This is a genomic window from Rhizobium sp. PRIMUS64 (assembly GCF_023006465.1).
In the GTDB taxonomy this organism is placed as follows: Bacteria; Pseudomonadota; Alphaproteobacteria; order Rhizobiales; family Rhizobiaceae; genus Rhizobium; species Rhizobium leguminosarum.
Map to the genome: position 1 here is coordinate 1 of NZ_JALBGX010000083.1, position 19,810 is coordinate 19,810.

Below are 19,810 nucleotides of genomic sequence, written 5' to 3' on the forward strand. Positions count from 1 at the left end.
AACGTCGTACTGGCCGCCCTTGGTCGCGATGTCGGTCGTGACCTTCTGGCGCAGCACGTTTTCTTCGAGGGTTACCCATTCAAGGTCGATGCCGGGGTTCTTCGCCTTGAAGTCATCCGTCAGCTTCTGCATCCGGATCATGTCGCCGTTGTTCACGGTCGCGATCGTCAGCGTTTCGGCCAGAACGGTGGAGCTGAGTGCTACGGAAATAAAGGCGCCGAGCGCGCCTGCAAAATAATGTCTCATGGATCCTCCCAAGACAACTCACCCCGAAACGTCAGCCATTCCTCCAAAGGTGAGCGTGGGATGCAATTTAAATGGCCAGTGGGAGCAAACTAGCGCTTGAGGAGCCAAAAACCGATACTCTTATGCAAATCCCCGACCGTAAACGATTCTGATCTCCTGCAATTGTATCAGCGTGGCCCCGCCTGACTAAGGGTCGCGACGGCCTGCATGGCTGATGAGGCGAATTCAACGCGCCAAATGGACAATTCAGCGAATGTGGAAACGTTACCACATTTTCTTGACTCGCAATTCTCCTGCGTTTATTCGAATGTGGAAACGTTGCCATATTTGGGAGGGAGCCTGATGAAGTCCGCGCGGTTGAACCGACTTTTCGGCGTGTCTGGAAATTGTTTTGACGTTGCTATCGATCACGGCATGTTCAATGAACGGACTTTCCTTGCCGGCATCGAGAACATGAAGACTGCCATCGAGGTGATCGCGCAAGCGGCGCCCGATGCCATTCAGTTGCCGCCGGGGACGGCACCCCTTCTGCAGGCTATTCCCGGCAAGCATCGCCCGGCACTGGTGCTGCGCACCGACATCGCCAACATCTATGGCAATCCCCTGCCGTCTCAGCTGTTTTCCGAGATGATCGACAGGGCGGTGGAACAGGGCGTCGCGTTGGATGCTGCCTGTGTCGTCGTTAATCTTTTGATGCTGCCGGACCAGCCGGAAGTCTACCGCGCCTGTGTGCGCAATGTGAACAGCCTGAAACGCGAATGCGAGATCTACGGCATGCCGCTGATGGTCGAGCCGCTCGTCATGCAGGACAATTCCAAGGGCGCCTACATGGTCGATGGCGCGATCGACAAGATCCTGCCGCTTGTGCGCCAGGCCGCCGAACTCGGCGCCGATATCATCAAGGCCGACCCCTGCGACAATGTTGAGGAATATCATCGCGTGGTCGAAATCGCCCAAGGCCTGCCGGTGCTCGTGCGCGGCGGCGGCCGCGTTTCGGATCAGGAAATCCTGATCCGCACCAAGCAGTTGATGGAGCAAGGCGCCCGTGGCATCGTCTATGGCCGCAACGTCATTCAACACAACAATCCCGGCGGCATGACGCGAGCCTTGATGGCGATCGTCCATGACAAGGCTTCCGTCGAGCAAGCCTCGCTGCATATTGGCTGACGCGCGTCTGGGGAGGGCATGTCATGACGAAAATATTCCGCTTCGGCGTCATCGGCTGCGGTCTGATGGGGCGCGAATTCGCGAGTGCCGCGGCGCGCTGGCTGCATCTGGCCGATGTGAAGGCGCGACCGGAAATCGTCGCCGTCTGTGATACCAACGCGACGCTGCTCGACTGGTTCAGGGACAATGTACCGACTGTTCGGCAGTTCACCGCCGACTATAGGGAGCTTCTGGCCAATCCCGAGGTCGATGCGGTCTATTGCGCCGTCCCGCATGTGCTGCACCAGCAATTCTACATCGACGTCCTGAAGGCCGGAAAGCATCTTCTCGGCGAAAAGCCCTTCGGCATGGACGCCGCTCAGAACCGGGAAATCATGGCGGTTCTCACCGAGCATCCCGAACTCCTGGTTCGCTGCTCGTCGGAAATGCCGTTCTTCCCCGGCGCACAGAAGGTCATCGCGCTCGCAAAAAGCGGCGATATGGGAGATATAATCGAAGTCGAGGCGGGTTTCCTGCACTCTTCGGATATCGACCGGCAGAAGCCGATCAACTGGAAGCGCATGGCTGAGATCAATGGCGACTATGGCTGCATGGGTGATCTCGGCATGCATGTGCTGCACGTGCCGCTGCGTCTCGGCTGGCGCCCGACGACCCTGCATGCGCAACTGGTCAAGAAGGTTACCGAACGTCCCGACGGCAAGGGCGGCATGCTGCCCTGCACCACCTGGGACAATGCCACGATCAGCAGCCGCGTACGCACCGGGGATCAGGATTTCCCAATGGTGCTGAAAACCTGGCGCATCGCGCCCGGCGAATCCAACACCTGGTACATCAGGGTTCTTGGCATGAAGAAAAGCGCATTCTTCAGCACGAAGTCGCCGCGCCAGTGGCAGTGGATGGATTATAATGGCGGAGCGCAGGCCTGGAGCACCGAGGATCTCGGCTATGGCTCGCTGTTTCCGGCCATCACAGGCAAGATCTTTGAATTCGGTTTTGCCGACGCCATACAGCAGATGTGGGCGGCCTTCGTCGATGAGCTTGCCGGCGGGGATGCGAACGGTTTCGGCTGTGCGACGCCGGCGGAGGCGCAGGCGCATCATGCGGTCCTGACGGCAGCCCTCAAATCCGGTCGCGAGGACGTCGTGGTACCGGTCGCGTATGACGGGGTGTCCGTTTGATGCAGCGCTCCGCGATCAACGCCGCGTTGCTGCGGGCAACCGAGGCTCTCGAGCGCTGGCATTGGTCCCTGCCGGCATGGGGATATTGGACGGCGGCGGATTTTGCCTCTCATCCGGAGGCATCGGCCTATTTGCGCGCCCATCAGCTGGGTTGGGATGTCACCGATTTCGGCTCGAACCGGTTTGCCGAATGCGGCCTCGTGTTGTTCTGCCTGCGCAATGGCATCGTTGATGTCGAGGGGGAGCGGACCTATGCCGAAAAGCTGCTCTTCGTTGGGGAAGGGCAGGTCACGCCGACGCACCGTCATGCGGCGAAGATGGAAGACATCATCAATCGCGCCGGCGGCGATCTCGTCATCGAATTCGCCGCAACCGATGCCGATGGCAATGTGCTGACGGAGGATGTGACGGTTCCGGTCGACGGGCTGCCGCACCGGCTCGCGGCATGGGAGCCGTTGATTCTTGAGCCTGGCCAAAGCGTGACGATCCGCACCGGGCTTTACCACCGCTTTTACGGCAGGAAAGGGGGCGGACCTGTCCTTGTCGGCGAGGTCAGCCAGGTCAACGACGACAACAGCGACAATGTCTTTCTGGAGCCGATCGGGCGCTTTGCCGTGATCGAGGAAGACGAGCCGCCGCTGAGACCGCTCTGGAACGAAGGAGGCAGTTGATGCGGGGCGGGGAGGAGGTTTGCGATCGCGATAGCCAGAAGCACGGCGGCATCGTCTGCGCGGGAAACTTCATTGTCGATCGCGTCCACACCCTGTCCTATTGGCCAGAACAGGGCAATCTCGCGCATATCCTGCACCAGGATCTGGGCGTGGGCGGCGGGGCGGCCAATGTCGTTACCGATCTGGCCTCGCTCGGATTTCCCGGAAAGCTGGCGGCGGCGGGATGCATCGGCGCTGATCAGGATGGGGAGATCGTCAAGGCCCGCCTTACAATTGCCGGCGTCGATGTCGGTGGGTTGACCGCGCTTGCCGACCGGGTGACGGCGCATACGCATGTCATGAATGTGCCCGGCCAGAACCGGACCTTCTTCTATCATGGCGGCGCCAACGATGCCGTGACGGATGAGCTCGTCTCACCAGCCGCCTTCGCCAAGGCCGGCTATCGGCTGTTCTATCTCGGTTATCTCATGCTGTTGCCGGGTCTCGACCGCATCGGCCCTGACGGTCGTTCGGGAGCGTCGCGCCTGCTGGAAGCCGCACGCCGCGCGGGGCTGACGACCTGCGTGGATTTCGTATCGAGCGAAGACCCGGAATTTGCCGCCAAGGTCGGCGTCGCTCTGCCCTTCTGCGATTTCCTGATCATCAATGAGATGGAGGCGGGTCGGGCAACCGGCGTCATCGTTCGCGATGCGAAGGGAGATTTGATCGAGGCGGGACTTTTGGAAGCGGGCGAGCGCCTGCTTGCGGCAGGCGTCACCAAAGGCGCGATTATCCATGCACCGGAAATCTGCTTCTGGTTTGCATCAGGCGCATCCCCGATCATGACGCGTTCACGACCCGTCGATCCCCATGACATCGTCAGTACGGTCGGCGCAGGAGACGCCTTCTGTGCCGCCGTGCTCTACGGCCTGCATGAGAACTGGCCTGTCGAGCATATCTGCGCCGTCGCCCATGCTGCGGCTGCGCATTGCCTCGCGGGTGCGACGGCCACCGACGGCATCCCCGACATGTCTGTGCTCCTTCGGGAGGCGCAGGAGGCGAGCCCGCAATCCGCATAGCCCATTGGCGTCGTCTCAGGAGAGGGCGGCGCCGATCACCATCCAGTCAGAATGGAGGAGCAGACATGAAGCTATTCACGATGGCAGCCGCGCACGGCACCCTTGCCGGCGCAGGTCCGAGCGGGGAGGCAGTGCGATGACCTATACGGAAACGGCGCGGCTCTCGGGCAAGGTGGCATTGGTCACAGGGGGAGCGAGCGGTATCGGCAAAGCAGTATGCGAACGCTTCGCCGCCGAAGGCGCCAGGGTTGTCGTGGCAGATCTCGACGGTGAACGATGCGCACGGGTGGCGGAAGCGATCGGTCCGCATGCCTGGGGTGTGGCGCTTGACGTGACCAGCCAGGACAGCATCGAAGAAGCTGCACGCTTCGCCATCGCCACTGCCGGCAAGATCGATATCCTGGTCAATGCCGCAGGCATTTACGAGGTCGAGTCCATTCTGGAAATATCCCGGGAGCGCACCGCTAGGGTATTTCAGGTCAATATCGAAGGCGTGATTTTCATGACACAGGCCGTTGCCCGGCACATGGTGGAGAGAGGGGAAGGTGGACGCATCATCAACTTCTCGTCCCAGGCGGGGCGTCGGGGCGAAGGACCTGCTGTGGCTTACTGCGCATCCAAGGCGGCGGTCATCAGCATCACGCAAAGCTGCGCTCTGGAGCTGATCCGTTACGGCATCAACGTCAACGCCATCGCTCCCGGCGTCGTCGATACGCCGATGTGGGACGTCGTCGATGCAAAACTCGGCAGCCGGGAAGGTTTGAAACCCGGTGACGTCAAGCGCCGCGTGGCTGCCGCCGTTCCCGCCGGACGATTTGGCGCTCCCCAAGAACAAGCTGCCATGGCCGCCTTCCTGGCCGGGCCTGATGCAGCATACATCGTGGCGCAGTGCTACAATGTCGACGGCGGCAATGTCATGAGCTGAGCGCTTGAGCCGCGTCGCGGGTGCATCATCCTGCAAGGCGGCTTCATCAGCACGATCGGCAATCGAACTTGAGGTCTGGAGGAGTGGAATGAAGGCTGTACGCTTGGAGTCGATCGGGTCTTTGACCATGCGCAACGTTGAGAAGCCGGTTGCCGGGCCAGGCGAGCTACTTGTCCGGGTGGCAGCCGCCGGCATCTGCGGTTCCGATCGCCACATGTACAAGGGCGAATATCCGACTGCGATCCCCGTCACGCTGGGCCACGAATTCTGCGGCATCGTGGAAGAGATCGGCGATGGTGTGACACGGTTTGCCGGCGGGGAGCTCGTGACGGTCGACCCCAATATCGCCTGCGGCATCTGTCCGGCTTGCACGCAGGCGCGGCCGAACCTGTGCGAGAGCTTGACTGCCATCGGCGTGACACGGGATGGCGGCTTTGCGGAATATGTGGCGGTGCCGCACGCGCAGGCCTTCAGGCTGCCGGCCGACCTCGATCCCGTTCACGGCGCCTTCAGTGAACCGCTGGCCTGCTGTATCCACGCCATCGACAAGGCAAGGATCCGTCCGGGCGACAGCGTCGCGATCCTCGGCGGGGGCGTGATCGGTCTGCTGATGGTGCAACTGGCCCGCCTGGCGGGGGCGAGCGAGATCATTTTGATCACGCGCCAGCAGTCGAGACGCCAAACCGCTCTGCGCCTGGGGGCGACGCACGCCTTCGACCCGGCCTCCTCGGACACGATCGCTTCCGTGCGAGAGGTTACCAAAGGCGGCACAGACGTGGTCATCGAGTGCGCCGGCGTGCCCGACACGCTTCAAAGCGGTCTGAGGATGGCGCGGCGCGGTGGCACATTCGTGCTTTTCGGGGTCACGCCGGCAGGTGTCGAGGTGCCGGTTCTGCCCTTCGATCTGCTGGTGAACGAAGTCGATATCAGGCCGGCCTACCTCAATCCTTTCACCCATTCGCGCGCTGCTGCAATGGTAGCAAACGGGGCATTGGAGCTGGACGCGCTGGTCACCAAAACCATCGGTCTCGAGGAGGTCGCCGACGTGGTGGGCAACGCGCCATTACCGGGCGAGATCAAGGTCATCGTCCGACCCTAGCTCACGTCGCTCATCTCCGATCGACACTGCCGCTCAGTTGCGGACGGGGCCGGTGGAATCGCGCTCGATCAGCGTGACCGGCACCTTTACGATCGCACCCTGCCGAGATGCGTCCCCTGTCTGGTGCTCTTCGATCAGCGCTTCCAGCAACCGTGCTGCTTGCTGCCCGACATCGCGGATCGGCTGCGCGACCGTTGTCAGCCGCGGAAAGACATAGGCTGCCTCCGGCAGGTCGTCGAAGCCGACGACCGAATAGTCGTTCGGAACGGAAAATCCGCGATCCTGGATGGCGTGGATTGCGGCAATCGCTGAGACGTCGGTCGTGCCGATGATCGCGGTGATATCAGGCCGAGACGCCAGCAATTCTCGCGCCAGCCGGTAGGTCTCCGCAAAACTGTGCTCTTCCGCCATCGCCACGATGGCAGGTGCGATGCCATCCTTGGCCATTTCCGCCGTGATGCCCTGAAGACGAAGCTGGATAGGTTGGCTGTGGGCCGGCGCGCCGACGATGGCGATCGCCCGGTGGCCGAGGTCGATCAGATGGCGCGCCATCAGCCGTCCGCCTTCCGCATGATCGGCCATGACAGCGTCGTCTGCGATGCCGTTCAGCTCGCGGTCAATGGCGATGATCGGAATGTGGGCGTCCCTGAGCACTCCGAAATGCTCGATACTGCCGAAGGCGCTCGCCACGATGACGCCATCGACGCGCTGGGCGAGCAGCATCGAGATATAGCGCACCTCGTGGTCCATGTTTTCCGCCGTGCTGCAGATCAGCGTCTGATAGCCGTGCTGGAACAATTCCTGTTCGATGGCATGGGCCAGGATGCCGAAGAAAGGCACTTCAATCGACGGCAGCATCAGTCCGATCATCCGGCTTGGTGCACCCCGCAGCATACGTGCACCCTTGCTGGGTGTGTAGTTCAGTGATCGGATTGCCGCCTCGACCCGGTCCCTGAGCTCAGGCGAGGCATAACCGCTGTTGTTGAGAACACGCGAGACCGAAGAGACTGACGTTCCTGCAAGCTTAGCGATATGTCTGATGCTGGTCGTCACGTGCTCGCATTTCTTTCTCTACGGCGCCGCGCGTCTTTTCAGACGCGCATAGCACGCTAGCACAGGAGCGGTCGAACATTCATCAGGCGGGCTGCTGAAGTTCACCTCCATTTGTCATTCCACTAGATCACTCGCGGAACGCCGCATCAAGCGCGCCGCTGTTCGAAGATCTTTCTGTCGGTGCAAAACCGCAAGCCTGGCGCTATACAAGGCAAAATAAAATCACATAAAACCACATTTATAAAGATTGGTTTGTGTTTGCGGTCTGATATTGTCGCTTTGGCGGGCGTCCGAGCCATTTTTTGAGAGAAGCAAAATGATCAATTGCCTCGTAGTCGATTTGGGCGCTGGGAGCGGGCGGGCGATGCTGGGCCGCTTCGACGGACAAAAGATCGATCTTTCGGAGGTTCACCGGTTCTCCGGGATGGAGATGCGCCTTGATGATGGACCTCACTGGGACCTCAATCGTTTGCTTGAGGAAATCAAGAAAGGCTTGCAGCTGGCACTCGAGCGTTGCGCGAAAATCGATTCCATCGGCGTGGATAGTTGGGGGGTAGATTATGCTCTCGTTGACGCCTCCGGAGAGCTGCAAGCTGCGCCTCACCACTACCGGCATAACCGTTCCCAACGAGGCTATGACGCCTTTCCCCTGACACCCGGTGAAATGTTCGAGCGGACCGGTTCGCAGGTTCTCCCAATCAACACGGTCTATCAGCTTTTCAGCGCAGGCAAGGAAGATCCATCGGTGATCGCCACCAGCCAGCGCGTGCTGATGATCGCCGATGCCGTCAATTATTACCTGACAGGGGCAGTCGGCGGCGACCTTACGCTTGCGCGCACCTCCGGCCTTCTCTCACTGGACGGAAAATGGGATCGTTCCATCTGCAGCAGCGCCGGCATCCCCCTCGGCCTGCTTCCACCGTTAACGCAGCCGGGCACGGTCCTTGGCCGGCTTCGGGAAGAGCTCCAATTGGAACTTCAACTACACAACCGAATTCCCGTGATCTCGGTCGCGGCCCACGACACTGCAAGCGCAGTATGCGGACTTCCACTACGTACGCAGGAAGCCTTCCTGATCTGTGGTTCATGGTCAATCATCGGCCGCGAGGTACGTCAGGCGATCACTTCGGAGGACGCCCGGTTAAGCGGTTTCGGCAACGAAGGTGGCATTGAAAGTCGTCAGCTTTTCCTACGAAGTTTGAATGGGTTACATCTGCTGCAAAAGCTTCGTTCGCACTGGTCTGCGCGCGTAGGGCAGGAGATCAGCTTCGCTCAAATGTCAGACCTTGCGACGATTGCCTCCGCACGTGGGATGTCAGCCTCGATCAATCCGTCGGATCCAACCTTCTTCGATCCGCCCGACATTGTGGCCGCTTTGACGCGCGCCTGCCCCGAACTCGCTGGATGCACCAATGACGACCTCGGCACTTTCGCACTTGCCGTCTACCGCGGGTTGATTGAAGACGTTGCAGAAAGTCTTTTGGCGCTCGAACGGCAGACGAACGAGCCTGTGGCCCGCCTTCGGATCTGTGGTGGCGGGGGCCAGGACGCTCTTTTGTGCCAAATGATAGCAAACCGCACCAGCCGCATCGTCACCGTCGGACCAATCGAAGCAAGCGCTTGGGGAAATATCGCAATGCAGCTGATTGGCCTTGGTTTGATCGAAAACCTTGCAGCGGCTCGCATCGTGATTGAAAAGTCGGCCGATATCCTGAATTACTACCCTCAGAAATAACAATGGGTTTCCCCTAAAAAATGCTCGCAGTCGAACGAAGACAGAAAATTCTTGACCTGGTCTATCGTCACAAGACGGTGCAGGTCACTGATCTCAGCAAGTCTTTTGGCGTCACCGAAGAGACGATCCGCCGCGACCTGCAGACCTTGGATGGAAGCGGGCTTCTGAGCCGCACACACGGAGGGGCGGTAGCAAGGGAAGCCGAAGCGGAAGATCTTCCCTATCGGATGCGTCAGGTCACCAATATCGAGGCGAAGCGGAAGATTGCCGCTCTCGCGGCTGCATTGGTGCACGATGCGTATGCAGTTATGATTGACTCTTCATCGACAGCTTTTGAGGTGCTCAGCGCGCTTAAAGATCATCGCGACCTAACGTTGATTACCAATTCCGTACGCATTACCGCCAACCCCGGGGCAACCCAGCACACTATCGTGTCGGTCGGCGGCGAGCTGCGTAAGCAGTCGATGACCTTCGTAGGAACATTGGCGACGCAGGCAATCGCCAAATTCAATGCCGATATCGCGCTCATCAGCTGCAAGGCCATCTCGATATCGGGAGGCGTTATGGATGCAAGCCTTCCGGATGCTGAGGTCAAGCGTGCGTTCATTGCCGCCGCCCGAAAGGTGTGTCTCCTGGTCGACGGGGACAAGTTTGATGGTTCGGCGCTCACCAGCGTCTGCCCTGTAGATCAAATCAACGCTGTTATCACCGATCGTCAGCCTTCCCAGGAATGGATCAAACATTTTCAGAAGCTGGGCATTCCAGTTCTCTACTAAAAACAACATTTTCAAACATTAAAATTTCTGTTTTTGTTGACTATGTCGCTGCCGCGGTTATGGTCCTCTCCGGAATTGAAGGTGAGGATCATGGAAAATAATCTCGAACTGCGTGAATTTATCTGCGAAGTGGGCCGACGCGCCTACGCGCGTGAGATGGGGGCGGCCAACGACGGCAATATTTCCGTTCTACTGGATGACGGTACGCTTCTTTGCACGCCGACCGGTGTCTCCAAGGGCTTCATGAAGCCGGAAATGATCTGCCATATCGATCGCAGCGGAAAGCCCATCGGTGATGGGCGATATCGTCCGTCCACCGAAATGGGCATGCATTTGTGTGTCTACGATCATCGCGACGATGTGCGTTCCGTCGTGCACGCGCATCCGCTTTACGCCACCGTGCATGCCATTTGTGGCAAGCCGCTGACCCAACAGATCATGCCTGAGTCGACAATGTTTTTGGGCGAAGTGCCGTTAACACCGTACGGCCTTCCGTCCACGCCGGAACTGTCAGACGCCATCATACCCTACCTGCAAAGGCACGATGCGCTTTTGCTCGAAAACCACGGTGCCCTGACCTATGGGCATGACTTGAACAGCGCCTATTTCAAGATGGAAGCACTCGATTATTACGCCAAGGTCGTCTACCTCGCGGCCTCCTACGGCGGCGCCAAGGAATTCAATGCAGATCAGATCGAGAGGTTGCTCGATGTTCGCCGCAAGCACTTCAACCAGCCGGGCCGCCATCCGTTTTTGAATCTCGCAGAGCAAGTTCGTCAAGAAGATCATTGATCTTTTGAAGACTATGTGGAGGACACAAATGTACGCAGAAAAGTTTCGCCTGGATGGCAAGGTCGCCGTCGTTACGGGTGGCGGACGCGGCATAGGGCTAAGCTGCGTCGAGGCGCTTGCCGAACACGGAGCAAAAGTTGTCATTGCCGATATTGATAAGGCAATCGCCGATGAAGGCGCGGCGGCAATGAAGGCAAAGGGATATGATGTCGCCACCTACCAGGTCGACGTTACGAAATCGGCGGACGTCGATGGGCTGGCCGACTGGGTGGTCTCGACCTATGGCAAGGTGGACATCCTGGTTGCGAATGCAGGGATCGCTCGCTCCGGCGTCGCCGCAGAAGAGGTGACCGACGAGCATTGGCTCCACGTCAATGACGTCAACTACAATGGCGTCTTTTGGTGCAACCGCGCCTTCGCCCGGCATATGCTCAACGCCAATTCGGGCTCGATCGTCAACATCGGGTCGATGTCGGGTCTGATATCGAACCGCCCACAGAAGCAAACCTACTATAACGCCGCCAAGGCTGCCGTGCACCAGATGACATCGTCGCTTGCGGCCGAATGGGCCGACCGGGGCATCCGTGTCAACGCCGTTGCGCCCACCTACATCGAGACTGCGATGACCACGTATCGTCACGACAATGAGGGAATGATCGATGTCTGGCTGCGAGATACGCCGATGCACCGTCTCGGCAAGCCTGACGAGATCGCTTCTGTCGTCCATTTTCTTGCATCGGATGCGTCAAGCCTCATGACCGGTACGACAGTCGTTGCCGATGCTGGTTTTACCTGCTGGTAAATCTATTCCGAATGCATTTTGGCCGGCGGATCAAGCGACAGGTGAGATCATCTCTAGTTTGAGGTTCGCATCCGTGAGGGTGATGGCCAAGCTTGGGCTGCCGGCTTTCAGTCGGTTCCGACTGGCAAACCGAACCGAGGTGGCTGAAATCTGCAGTGCATGCCTCAGCGAAGACATGTCCACATACCGAATATTTTGGCGATCACTTTCCCGTCCTCGCGTCGCAACTGCCCATGGACAGTTCTTTGCTCGTCAGAAAAATCAACAAGGTCGAAGAAAACGCTTTCATTTCGTTCGATATTTCCCAGGAAGAAAACGTCCTTATGGACGACCGGCCCCTTGCAGGGAAACCAGTTTTCCAAGGCGCGATCGGCGAGAGCCTGATACTCGGCAAAGTAAAATAGTCCCGCGCCGTTGAACTCCTGCGAGGCGCTGGGATCAAACCGAAAAGTTCGGAGCACTTTGTTGGCGAGGACGGAAAACCCGAAATGCGTTGCTAACCGCCCATTCCGGATGCCTGCAGCGTTCTGGGCCAGAAGGCTGGGCTGGAACCGCTGTCCCGGCGGCTCAGGCAACGTCACACGCGCTATCGAGTGATTGTTGTCTTTGATCGTTCTGTAAACGAAGGTTGAGATGAGTTCGACGGCGCCGACGCTTCGTCCGTGGACAGACAATTCATGTCGGGTCGAAGTCCGGGTTCGCGAGACTGCGGACAGTCTCGAATGGATGGTCAAAATATTGTTCGCCTGCACGACGTCGAAACGCGCATCCGTAAGTGACGTTGCACAGATCGCGGCATAGGCCTCCTCTCCATCGGCCGTTCTGAAATCCGCATTGTCGATCCCGAGATGACAGGCAAGCATCAGCCAGTGACGATGGCCGAGTTCCTTCATCAGCCAGGTCTCCGATAGCCCGTTTCCATTCAAATGGGGCATGCCGAGCAGCATGTGCGGATCAAGGGCACGTTCCATCAGGTCGCGTGCCGAAGGCCCCGTGGGCGGAAAATCGAGAAGGGCCGCGCTCATGATCAGGCGCTGACCGATTGCTTGAGAGACGATGTCTGCGCCGAACGTCGAGCTGCCAGATGCCCGACCACATGTTCGGCATCTCTACCGACGCTGAGGAACCGGCCCGAGCCCCAGGTCCAGAGCCAGGGAAGTCCGAGCACGTAAACGCCATCGACGGCGGTGACGCCGCGGCGATGAACGGGATAGGCATTGCCGTCGAAGATCGGCAGGCCGACGAAGGACCAATCCGGACTGAATCCCGTGGCCCAGATGACCGAGGTGATCCCTACCGCCTTCAGGTCGAGTTCGGCGATCTCCGCCTCAGGCTCCCAGACGGGGACATAGGGGGACCCGGCCGGAGCCTCGATGCCCTTTTCGGCGATGTGCCGGTCAATCAGGGCATTGATGCCGTTGTAGACACGGTCGGCGCCGTCGAGATTGGCCTTCAGGTTCGGCTCGAACAGCATCCGGCCGGCGGCGACGCCGGACATGCGGCCATAAAGCGCCATGCCCTCCAGCGCGAACTTGCGCAGATCGATATCGCGTCCGCCGTCGCGTCCTGTCAGGTAATGGTTGGTGTCGTGCTTCTTCTTCGTCATGCCATCATGTTCGACCGTGATGTCGTACTGGCCGATATCGGAAAGCCAGTCGACCACATCGCGGCCGCGATAGAACCGGGCGCAGCGTGGCGCGTTGCCGGTGACGAGATGCACCTTGCGGCCGGCCAGATGCAGATCCTCTGCAATCTGGCAGCCGGACTGGCCGGAGCCGACCACGATGACGCCGCCGTCCGGCAGGTGATCGGCGCTGCGGTAGGCGGCGGTATGGATCTGCATGATGTCCTCGGGCAGGCGCTCGGCAGCACGCGGAATGGCCGGATCCGCATAGAGGCTGGTGGCGATCACCACGGCATCGGCGGTCACCGCGCCAGCCGAAGTCTCGAGCCGGAAGAGGCCGCCATGCTTTTCGAGCGATGTCACGCTGGTTTGCTCGAAGATCGGCGCATCGACCTTTTTCACAAAGCGATCGACATAGGCGAGGATCTCGTCCTTGACCATAAAACCGTGCGGATCCGTGCCGTCATAGGGATGGTCGGGAAGCTGGCATTGCCAGTTCGGCGTCACCAGGCAGAAGGCGTCCCAGCGTTCGTGCTTCCACTTATGCGCAACGGTCTTCTTCTCGAAGACCACGTGATCGATGCCGTGCCCCTTCAGATAATGAGAGGCCGAGAGCCCGGCCTGGCCACCGCCGATGACGACTGCACTGTAATGGCTCTTGAGGAATGGTGTGGTCATGGTGGGTCCTTTCAAAGGATGAAGCTTTCGCAGCGGACTTCGGCCCCTGCGTCGGTGAGATAGGGAGTGGCGGCCTGTTCGATGCGCGACAGCTGGCCGAGCGCTAGGGAACAGGGATAGCCGTATCTCGTCTTGACCCTGTCGCTGGCGATGGTCAGCGCCGTGCGGCTGCGATCGAGAAAGTCGGACAGCGGATAGCTTCGGCCCTCGGCGAAATAGTCCTTGATCACCAGGGAGGGCGAGTAACAGGTCTCCTTGCGGCCATCCGGCCAGGCAATGACGAACCGCATTTCAGGCATGGTTGGGCTCCAACAGACTGTGATAGCGGGCAAGATGGGCTATTGCGGTTTGGTGCCAGCCATGGCGGGCGGCAACCTCGAGACCACGGGGAATGATCTGCTCGCGGATCGGTGCGACCAGCGCCAGCGCCATGCCCTCGGCAATGGAGACGGGATGGTGCGGATCGCACCAGATCGCATCGCCGGGACCCAGATATTCGGTGAAGGGCGCAATCGAGGACGTCACGACCGGAATGCCACTGGCCATGGCTTCCAGAACGACGAGGCCGAAACCTTCCTTGAACGAGGGAAATACCAGCGCATCCGCCAGCCGGTAGAGGCTGGGCATGTCGGTATCTGCTATCGGACCGGTGATATGCACCGCCGCGGCGTCCCGACCGAGGCAGGCGAGGCAAGAACGGAACTCTTCCTGATAGTCGCCATGGTCCAGGAGCGAGGCGCCCCCGGCAATGACGAGCTGGGCATCCGGCCGGATGGCGCGGACCTGACGAAAGGCTTCGAGAATACCAAGGGTGTTCTTTCGCGCCTCGATGCCGCCGACACTAAGGAAGATCGGCCCGCTTCCCAGCTGCAGCCTGTCGCGCAGAGCGACCTGCTCTCCGCTCCAGGCAGGCGAGAAGCGGTTGGTGTCGACACCGTTGCCGACTACCACCGCATCAATGCCGCGATCCTCTCTCAGCTTGTCCCGCCAGAGGCGGCTGACGGCGAAGACGATATCGGCCGCGTCGATCGCGCGATCCTGCAAAGTCATGAGACGCGGATCGGCGAACTGGTCGATGTGGTGGACCGTGCGGGCAAAATTCGGGATCAGGCCCTCCAGCTTGAGGGTTGCCAGCGCATTGCCGGAAATGCCGTCATGGGCGTGGAACAGGTCGAAGCCATTGGTTCCGGTTCTTCGGAAATAACCGACATAGTCGGCAATCCGCTGCTCGACCATTTCCGTCATGTCCGCGGGTGCCGGCGGCACGGCAATGCAGGCCGTGCCGCAGGAGGGCTGACGAAAGAAGCCCGCCCCCTTGGCATCGGGCGCATGCAGGACCACCTCATGACCGAGCGAGGTCAGCGCTTCCGAAAGCTGCATGGCATGAACCACGCCGCCACGCGGATTGGTGGAATGGGTCAGCATGGCAATGCGCAGGGTTCGGTGCGGCGGGAGGCTCATGCGGCGACATCCTGCCGACCGAGCTGCAGCAGGGGTGTTTCGGCATGATCGCGCACCACTGCACGGCTCTCGCCATCGACCAGTGCGACCTCGGCACCAGCCACGACTGCGCCGATGACCGCGGCGCTGATGCCGCGCGCGGTGAAGCGGGTGACGACATCGGCCGCATGTTCCGGCGCGACCGAGAGCAGATAGCCGAAGCTCGGAAAGGTGACGAGCCAGCGGTCAAGGCTCACACCGGCGGGCAGGGGAATGGCGGTGACGTCGATATCGATGCCGACATGCGAACATTCGGCCAGCATGATGGCCGTGCCGATGATGCCGCCCTGGCTGATATCCTTCGCAGACAGCGCCAGCCCGGCCTCGGCGATCTCGGGTAGCAGCTCGAGGTCGCCGCGCAGGCGCGCCGGCGCGGCATCGGTGGCGGCTTCCCAGTTGTTGAAGGGTTCGCGGTAACGGCCGCGATGGTCGATCGCTGCAACCAGCACATCGCCCGGCTGTGCATCGAAGCTCGTCAGCAGCGTCTTGGCACGACCGAGAATGGCGACCGACAATTGGCCGCGTTCGGTGCGGATATTGGTGTGCCCGCCGACGATCGGCACGCCAAAGGCGCTGGATGCCGCCCGCATGCCTTCGAGAACGGGTGTCGCGCCAGCCTCGCCATTGGCCCAGACGGCATCGACCACGGCGATTGGCCGGCCGCCCATGGCAACGACGTCGGAAATATTGACCATGACGCCGCACCAGCCGGCGAACCAGGGGTCGGCGGCGACGAACTCGTTCATGAACCCTTCGATGGCAAAAAGCAGATAACCGTCGCCATCGCGCAGCGCGGCGCAATCGTCGCCGACGGCAATTTGCTGCCCCTGCAGGCCGAGCCTTGCCGCGATCGTGCCGATATCCTGCTTGGCGGCGATGCCGCTGCTGGTCGAGAGTTTTGCCGCCAGGGTCTTGATGTCGATCGCGACCATTCTCACGCCGCCTTTCTGGAAAGGGCGGTGAAGCCTGCCTCGGGTGTGACGCAGGGCGGATAATAGGCAAGGTCGGCCTTCATCCTGAGATGCGGCTTGCCGTAGACCTCGAACTCCTCGATCACATCCCAGTGCAGCCTGCGGAACAGCAGACCGTTCTGAACCTGCACATTGGCGAGAAATGTGTGGCATCCGATCGCATTGGCGGAGGATACGGCGAGCTTGATCAGGGTCGCCCCTAGGGCGCCGATCTTGCGAAAATCCGGATGGACCGCCAGTCGCGAGCCCCACCAGAGGCCGGGTTCGGCCTGATGGATGCGCACCGTTCCGACCAACTGGTCGGCGGCAATGCCGAGCATGGAGAGAGCCACGATCGGGATGGCGTCGTCGTCGATCGCGTCGCGGTCATCGCCTTCGAAGATCTGCTGCTCCTGGCAGAAGACGGCGCGGCGTAGCGTATGCGCTTCGCGGCGCTCCCAGGCGGAGGTTGCGAACTTCACCTGGAATTCGCTTGAGCGATAGGGAGCAAAGGCTTCGAGCATCATTTGGTGAGCATCCTTTCATAGGTGGAAAGGGCGGAGCAGGCGCCGCATTTGCCGCAGCCGGCCTTGATGTCGACGGCCTTCAAGCCGCTGGCGACCAGCATCCTGGACAAGGGTCCGAGGATCGAGTGCATGAAGTCGGGCCGCGGCGCCGGGTGGCTTTCGAGCGGCGTGCCGGAGATTGGTACGAAGGGCACGACGAAGGGATAGACACCGAGCGCAACCAGCTTTTCGCAGATGTCCAGAATGGCTTCACGGCTGTCGCCGAGACCCGCCAGAATGTAGGTCGAGACCTGGCCGCGCCCGAAGACCTCCACTGCGGCTTTGAACGAGGCCATATATTTGGCGATCGAGACCTGTGCCTTGCCCGGCATGATGCGGGCACGCACCTCCGGCGTTACGGCTTCCAGATGCATGCCCAGTGCATCGACGCCGGCCTCCTTCATGCGGGTGAACCATATATCGTCTTCCGGCGGCTCGCATTGCGCCTGGATAGGAATATTGACGGCCGCCTTGATGGCGCGGGCGCTGTCAGCGAGGATCGCAGCACCGCGGTCGTCGCCCTTCGGCGTGCCGGTGGTCATCACCATATGTTTGACGCCGTCCAGTTCGACGGCGGCCTTGGCGACTTCCGCGAGCTGCTCTGGCGTCTTGTGGGCGATAGTGCGGCCGGCGGCCAGCGATTGGCCGATGGCGCAGAACTGACAGGTCTTGGTGCGGCTCTGATAGCGGATGCAGGTCTGCAGCACGGTGGTAGCGAGCACGTCCTTGCCGTGCAGAACGGCGATCTGCGAATAGGGGATGCCGTCGGCGGTCGAGCGCTCGTAGAAGCGCGGGCGCAGGGGAAAGGAGACTTCGCCCAGCACCGTGCCGTCCCGGCTGATACGGCTGCGACCCATCTCGTCCGGCTTCTCCACCAGATAGGGGCTCTCGAATGCGGGTGCGGTGTGAACCGGCACCATCACCGTCATGCCGTCAATGGTCAGCGCCTTGTGGTCGGAAGGTCCGGCACCACCGCGGCGACTTTCATGCCCGGCCTTGGGGTCAACGAGCCGGGCTCCGTAGGACTGCAATTCGTTGATCAGAATCTCGGTCGGCAGACGTGTCGTATTCTCCATCGGAAAGGGTCCTTGCTTCGGCTGTGGGGAGGGATGGCTGGGTGGTGGTGACCATCGGCGCCGTGGCGCGGCCATCCATGACAAGATGCAACAGCTCGGGCCGGGCATAATGGCCGACCGAATCCATCATCCGCTTGCGTTTCACGATCAGGCTCATGTCGAGATCGGCGATCAGGATGCCTTCGCCTTCCATCAGCGGCGGCACGACATGTTTGCCTTCGGGCGAGATGATCGCGGTCATGCAGCCGCCGCGCAGGGCCTTCTGCAGGCCGGCGTCGGAGGTGATGGAGGCAATCTGCTCGTCGGTTAGCCAGCCTGTGGCATTGACCACGAAACAACCGCTTTCCAGCGCGTGGTGGCGGATGGTGACTTCCATCTGGTCGGCAAAAATCGGTCCGACCATCGAGCCCGGAAACTGGGCGATATGGATATCCTCGTGCTGGGCCATCAGGGCGTAGCGGGCCAGAGGATTGTAATGCTCCCAGCAGGCCAGCGCCCCAAGGCGTCCGACGGCGCTGTCGACCACCTTCAGGCCGGAGGCGTCGCCCTGGCCCCAGATCATTCGCTCATGAAAGGTTGGGGTGATCTTGCGACGCTTGAGGATGAGCGTGCCATCGGCATCAAACAGCAGCTGGGCATTATAGAGCGATCCGTGGTCACGCTCGTTGACGCCAAGCGCCACGACGATGCCATGCTCGCGGGCGGCTGCCGAGACGGCATCGGTGGCAGCACTCGGCACCGTGACGGCTTCCTCATAAAGTCGCACATGCTCCTTGCCGGAAAGAACCGGCGGCAACACGAAAGAAAAATAGGGGTACCAGGGGACGAAGGTTTCGGGAAAGACGATCAGCTCGGCGCCTTTGGCGGCGGCCTCACGAATTGCATCCAGCACGCGGGCCAGTGTTTTCTCGCGCGAGGTCAGATCCGGCGCGATCTGCGCGGCGGCAACCCGGACGCTCGGTTTTTTCTCCATGACGAAATCCTCGATTGACGGGTGGAGAGGCGGAGCGCCAAGGCTCCGCCCTTTATTTTTTGGGGCGCCTGATGCTCAGAGCGTCCAGGTATCAAGGATGAAGGCGCCGTCGCGGCGATGGATCAGGATCAGGTCGAGAACGTCGAGCGGACTGATCGGCGTGATGCCGGGGATCAGCGCGCCTTCGCCATGGCCGTAAAGCGCCTGAAGGGCAAAACGGCACGCATAGACTTTGCCGCCTTCTTCCATGAACTTGACGATCTGGTTGTTGAAATTCAGATGGCCGGGAAAGGCCTCCGCCCCGAGCGTCGGAAAGCCGCGCTGGACGCCGAGCGTGACGCCCGGGCCGTAGAGAAGGACCGAGGTCTCGAACCCCTTCCGCTTCAGGCGCGTCGCCTGCAGCAGGTTGACGAATCCGATCGATCCTTCGAAGGCCACTGTATGGAAGGTGACGAGGGCCTTTTCGCCTTCGCCGGCCTGTACGTCCTCAAAAACCTTGTCCTCGTAATCGACAAGAAAGTCGCCTTTTTGATTGGCTGGCTTGGTCACTGCGGGCATGGATGGCTCCTTGATTGAAATCCGATCCCCATCCGGGGAGCATCCATCCAATTGCAAGCGCTATGCCAGATTGATTATGCACAAATAGCAGTCAAATATGTCGATAATGCATTCAATTATGCTATCAATAACGAAAGAGAAAATTTTAGAGCTAATTTTCTGAGCGACGGCGTGCAAAAATCGAATGCACGAAAGCTCAAAACAGGTGCATTCAATTGGTCGTCAATCATGGCAGGAAGCATTGATACTTGCCCGGCGCGGGCCAGGATTGAAGCTGTTGTCCGAGTTGAGGCCGCCTTTCCGGCGGCGTCGCAATACAATGGATGCGTCTCGGTTCGAAGAAGGGCTACGCGTCAACAGGCATTATCGCATCAATCGAAAAA

21 protein-coding genes are annotated in these 19,810 nt (G+C 60.4%); 10 read left to right on the top strand and 11 right to left on the bottom strand.

The annotated features are described in order from the left end of the window. Window positions 1-246, bottom strand: a 246-nt coding sequence (locus MOV76_RS26260) for an extracellular solute-binding protein (RefSeq protein ID WP_247265611.1), incomplete at its 3' end; no start/stop codon positions are given. A 342-nt stretch (window positions 247-588) separates the two neighbouring features. Here MOV76_RS26260 and MOV76_RS26265 point away from each other — a divergent pair. The 6 genes from MOV76_RS26265 (at window position 589) to MOV76_RS26290 (ending at window position 6,344) form a co-directional block, all read left to right on the top strand. Beyond that, window positions 589-1,413 (top strand): class I fructose-bisphosphate aldolase, encoded by an 825-nt coding sequence (locus MOV76_RS26265; protein WP_047622567.1) that lies wholly within the window; start codon window positions 589-591, stop codon window positions 1,411-1,413. Window positions 1,414-1,436: 23 nt separating this feature from the next. Then, window positions 1,437-2,591, top strand: coding sequence for a Gfo/Idh/MocA family protein (locus MOV76_RS26270; RefSeq protein WP_247265612.1), 1,155 nt, complete (start codon window positions 1,437-1,439; stop codon window positions 2,589-2,591). Beyond that, window positions 2,591-3,262 carry a D-lyxose/D-mannose family sugar isomerase gene (locus MOV76_RS26275; protein ID WP_247265613.1) on the top strand — a complete coding sequence of 224 codons (672 nt, stop codon included), beginning with the start codon at window positions 2,591-2,593 and terminating at the stop codon, window positions 3,260-3,262. The genes MOV76_RS26270 and MOV76_RS26275 overlap by 1 nt, the downstream gene beginning before the upstream one ends. Beyond that, window positions 3,262-4,320, top strand: coding sequence for a carbohydrate kinase family protein (locus MOV76_RS26280; RefSeq protein ID WP_028734066.1), 1,059 nt, complete (start codon window positions 3,262-3,264; stop codon window positions 4,318-4,320). Before MOV76_RS26275 ends, MOV76_RS26280 begins: the two co-directional genes overlap by 1 nt. A gap of 136 nt (window positions 4,321-4,456) precedes the next feature. Continuing rightward, the gene (locus MOV76_RS26285; protein WP_157214011.1) at window positions 4,457-5,245 is read left to right on the top strand and encodes an L-iditol 2-dehydrogenase; all 789 of its coding nucleotides are present in this window, start codon (window positions 4,457-4,459) and stop codon (window positions 5,243-5,245) included. A gap of 88 nt (window positions 5,246-5,333) precedes the next feature. Then, window positions 5,334-6,344 (top strand): zinc-dependent alcohol dehydrogenase family protein, encoded by a 1,011-nt coding sequence (locus MOV76_RS26290; protein WP_028734064.1) that lies wholly within the window; start codon window positions 5,334-5,336, stop codon window positions 6,342-6,344. A gap of 33 nt (window positions 6,345-6,377) precedes the next feature. On the opposite strand, the gene MOV76_RS26295 is transcribed toward MOV76_RS26290, so the two are convergent. Continuing rightward, a complete protein-coding gene (locus MOV76_RS26295; RefSeq protein WP_247265614.1) occupies window positions 6,378-7,397 on the bottom strand; it encodes a LacI family DNA-binding transcriptional regulator in 1,020 nt (339 codons plus the stop codon). Between the two features lie 316 nt (window positions 7,398-7,713). Here MOV76_RS26295 and MOV76_RS26300 point away from each other — a divergent pair, with 316 nt between their 5' ends. From MOV76_RS26300 to MOV76_RS26315, 4 genes are all read left to right on the top strand, one after another. Continuing rightward, window positions 7,714-9,132: a rhamnulokinase family protein gene (locus MOV76_RS26300; protein ID WP_258719834.1), complete on the top strand. Its 1,419-nt coding sequence runs from the start codon at window positions 7,714-7,716 to the stop codon at window positions 9,130-9,132. 20 nt (window positions 9,133-9,152) lie between these two features. Beyond that, the gene (locus tag MOV76_RS26305; protein ID WP_247265616.1) at window positions 9,153-9,908 is read left to right on the top strand and encodes a DeoR/GlpR family DNA-binding transcription regulator; all 756 of its coding nucleotides are present in this window, start codon (window positions 9,153-9,155) and stop codon (window positions 9,906-9,908) included. A gap of 90 nt (window positions 9,909-9,998) precedes the next feature. Further along, window positions 9,999-10,700 (top strand): class II aldolase/adducin family protein, encoded by a 702-nt coding sequence (locus MOV76_RS26310; protein WP_130715605.1) that lies wholly within the window; start codon window positions 9,999-10,001, stop codon window positions 10,698-10,700. A gap of 28 nt (window positions 10,701-10,728) precedes the next feature. Next, window positions 10,729-11,502: an SDR family NAD(P)-dependent oxidoreductase gene (locus MOV76_RS26315; RefSeq protein WP_130715606.1), complete on the top strand. Its 774-nt coding sequence runs from the start codon at window positions 10,729-10,731 to the stop codon at window positions 11,500-11,502. Between the two features lie 164 nt (window positions 11,503-11,666). Here the strand turns inward: MOV76_RS26315 and MOV76_RS26320 are convergent, their stop codons facing one another. The 9 genes from MOV76_RS26320 to MOV76_RS26360 all read right to left on the bottom strand — a co-directional run bounded on the left by MOV76_RS26320 (window position 11,667) and on the right by MOV76_RS26360 (window position 19,427). Continuing rightward, window positions 11,667-12,527, bottom strand: a complete 861-nt coding sequence (locus MOV76_RS26320) for a Pnap_2097 family protein (protein WP_247265617.1) — start codon at window positions 12,525-12,527, stop codon at window positions 11,667-11,669. 2 nt (window positions 12,528-12,529) lie between these two features. Beyond that, complete coding sequence (locus MOV76_RS26325) at window positions 12,530-13,804, bottom strand: MSMEG_0569 family flavin-dependent oxidoreductase (RefSeq protein ID WP_247265618.1); 1,275 nt, start codon at window positions 13,802-13,804, stop codon at window positions 12,530-12,532. Window positions 13,805-13,815: 11 nt separating this feature from the next. After that, complete coding sequence (locus MOV76_RS26330; protein ID WP_247265619.1) at window positions 13,816-14,103, bottom strand: MSMEG_0570 family nitrogen starvation response protein; 288 nt, start codon at window positions 14,101-14,103, stop codon at window positions 13,816-13,818. After that, window positions 14,096-15,265: an MSMEG_0565 family glycosyltransferase gene (locus MOV76_RS26335; RefSeq protein WP_247265620.1), complete on the bottom strand. Its 1,170-nt coding sequence runs from the start codon at window positions 15,263-15,265 to the stop codon at window positions 14,096-14,098. The genes MOV76_RS26330 and MOV76_RS26335 overlap by 8 nt, the downstream gene beginning before the upstream one ends. Further along, the gene (locus MOV76_RS26340; RefSeq protein ID WP_247265621.1) at window positions 15,262-16,236 is read right to left on the bottom strand and encodes a sll0787 family AIR synthase-like protein; all 975 of its coding nucleotides are present in this window, start codon (window positions 16,234-16,236) and stop codon (window positions 15,262-15,264) included. The genes MOV76_RS26335 and MOV76_RS26340 overlap by 4 nt, the downstream gene beginning before the upstream one ends. Before the next feature lie 2 nt (window positions 16,237-16,238). Continuing rightward, a complete protein-coding gene (locus MOV76_RS26345; protein ID WP_130750811.1) occupies window positions 16,239-16,781 on the bottom strand; it encodes an MSMEG_0567/Sll0786 family nitrogen starvation N-acetyltransferase in 543 nt (180 codons plus the stop codon). Continuing rightward, window positions 16,778-17,896 (bottom strand): MSMEG_0568 family radical SAM protein, encoded by a 1,119-nt coding sequence (locus MOV76_RS26350; RefSeq protein ID WP_247265622.1) that lies wholly within the window; start codon window positions 17,894-17,896, stop codon window positions 16,778-16,780. The genes MOV76_RS26345 and MOV76_RS26350 overlap by 4 nt, the downstream gene beginning before the upstream one ends. Beyond that, window positions 17,823-18,869, bottom strand: a complete 1,047-nt coding sequence (locus MOV76_RS26355) for a Nit6803 family nitrilase (protein ID WP_247265623.1) — start codon at window positions 18,867-18,869, stop codon at window positions 17,823-17,825. Before MOV76_RS26355 ends, MOV76_RS26350 begins: the two co-directional genes overlap by 74 nt. A 75-nt stretch (window positions 18,870-18,944) precedes the next feature. Continuing rightward, the gene (locus MOV76_RS26360; protein ID WP_018244765.1) at window positions 18,945-19,427 is read right to left on the bottom strand and encodes an MSMEG_0572/Sll0783 family nitrogen starvation response protein; all 483 of its coding nucleotides are present in this window, start codon (window positions 19,425-19,427) and stop codon (window positions 18,945-18,947) included. Window positions 19,428-19,810: the final 383 nt, after the last annotated feature.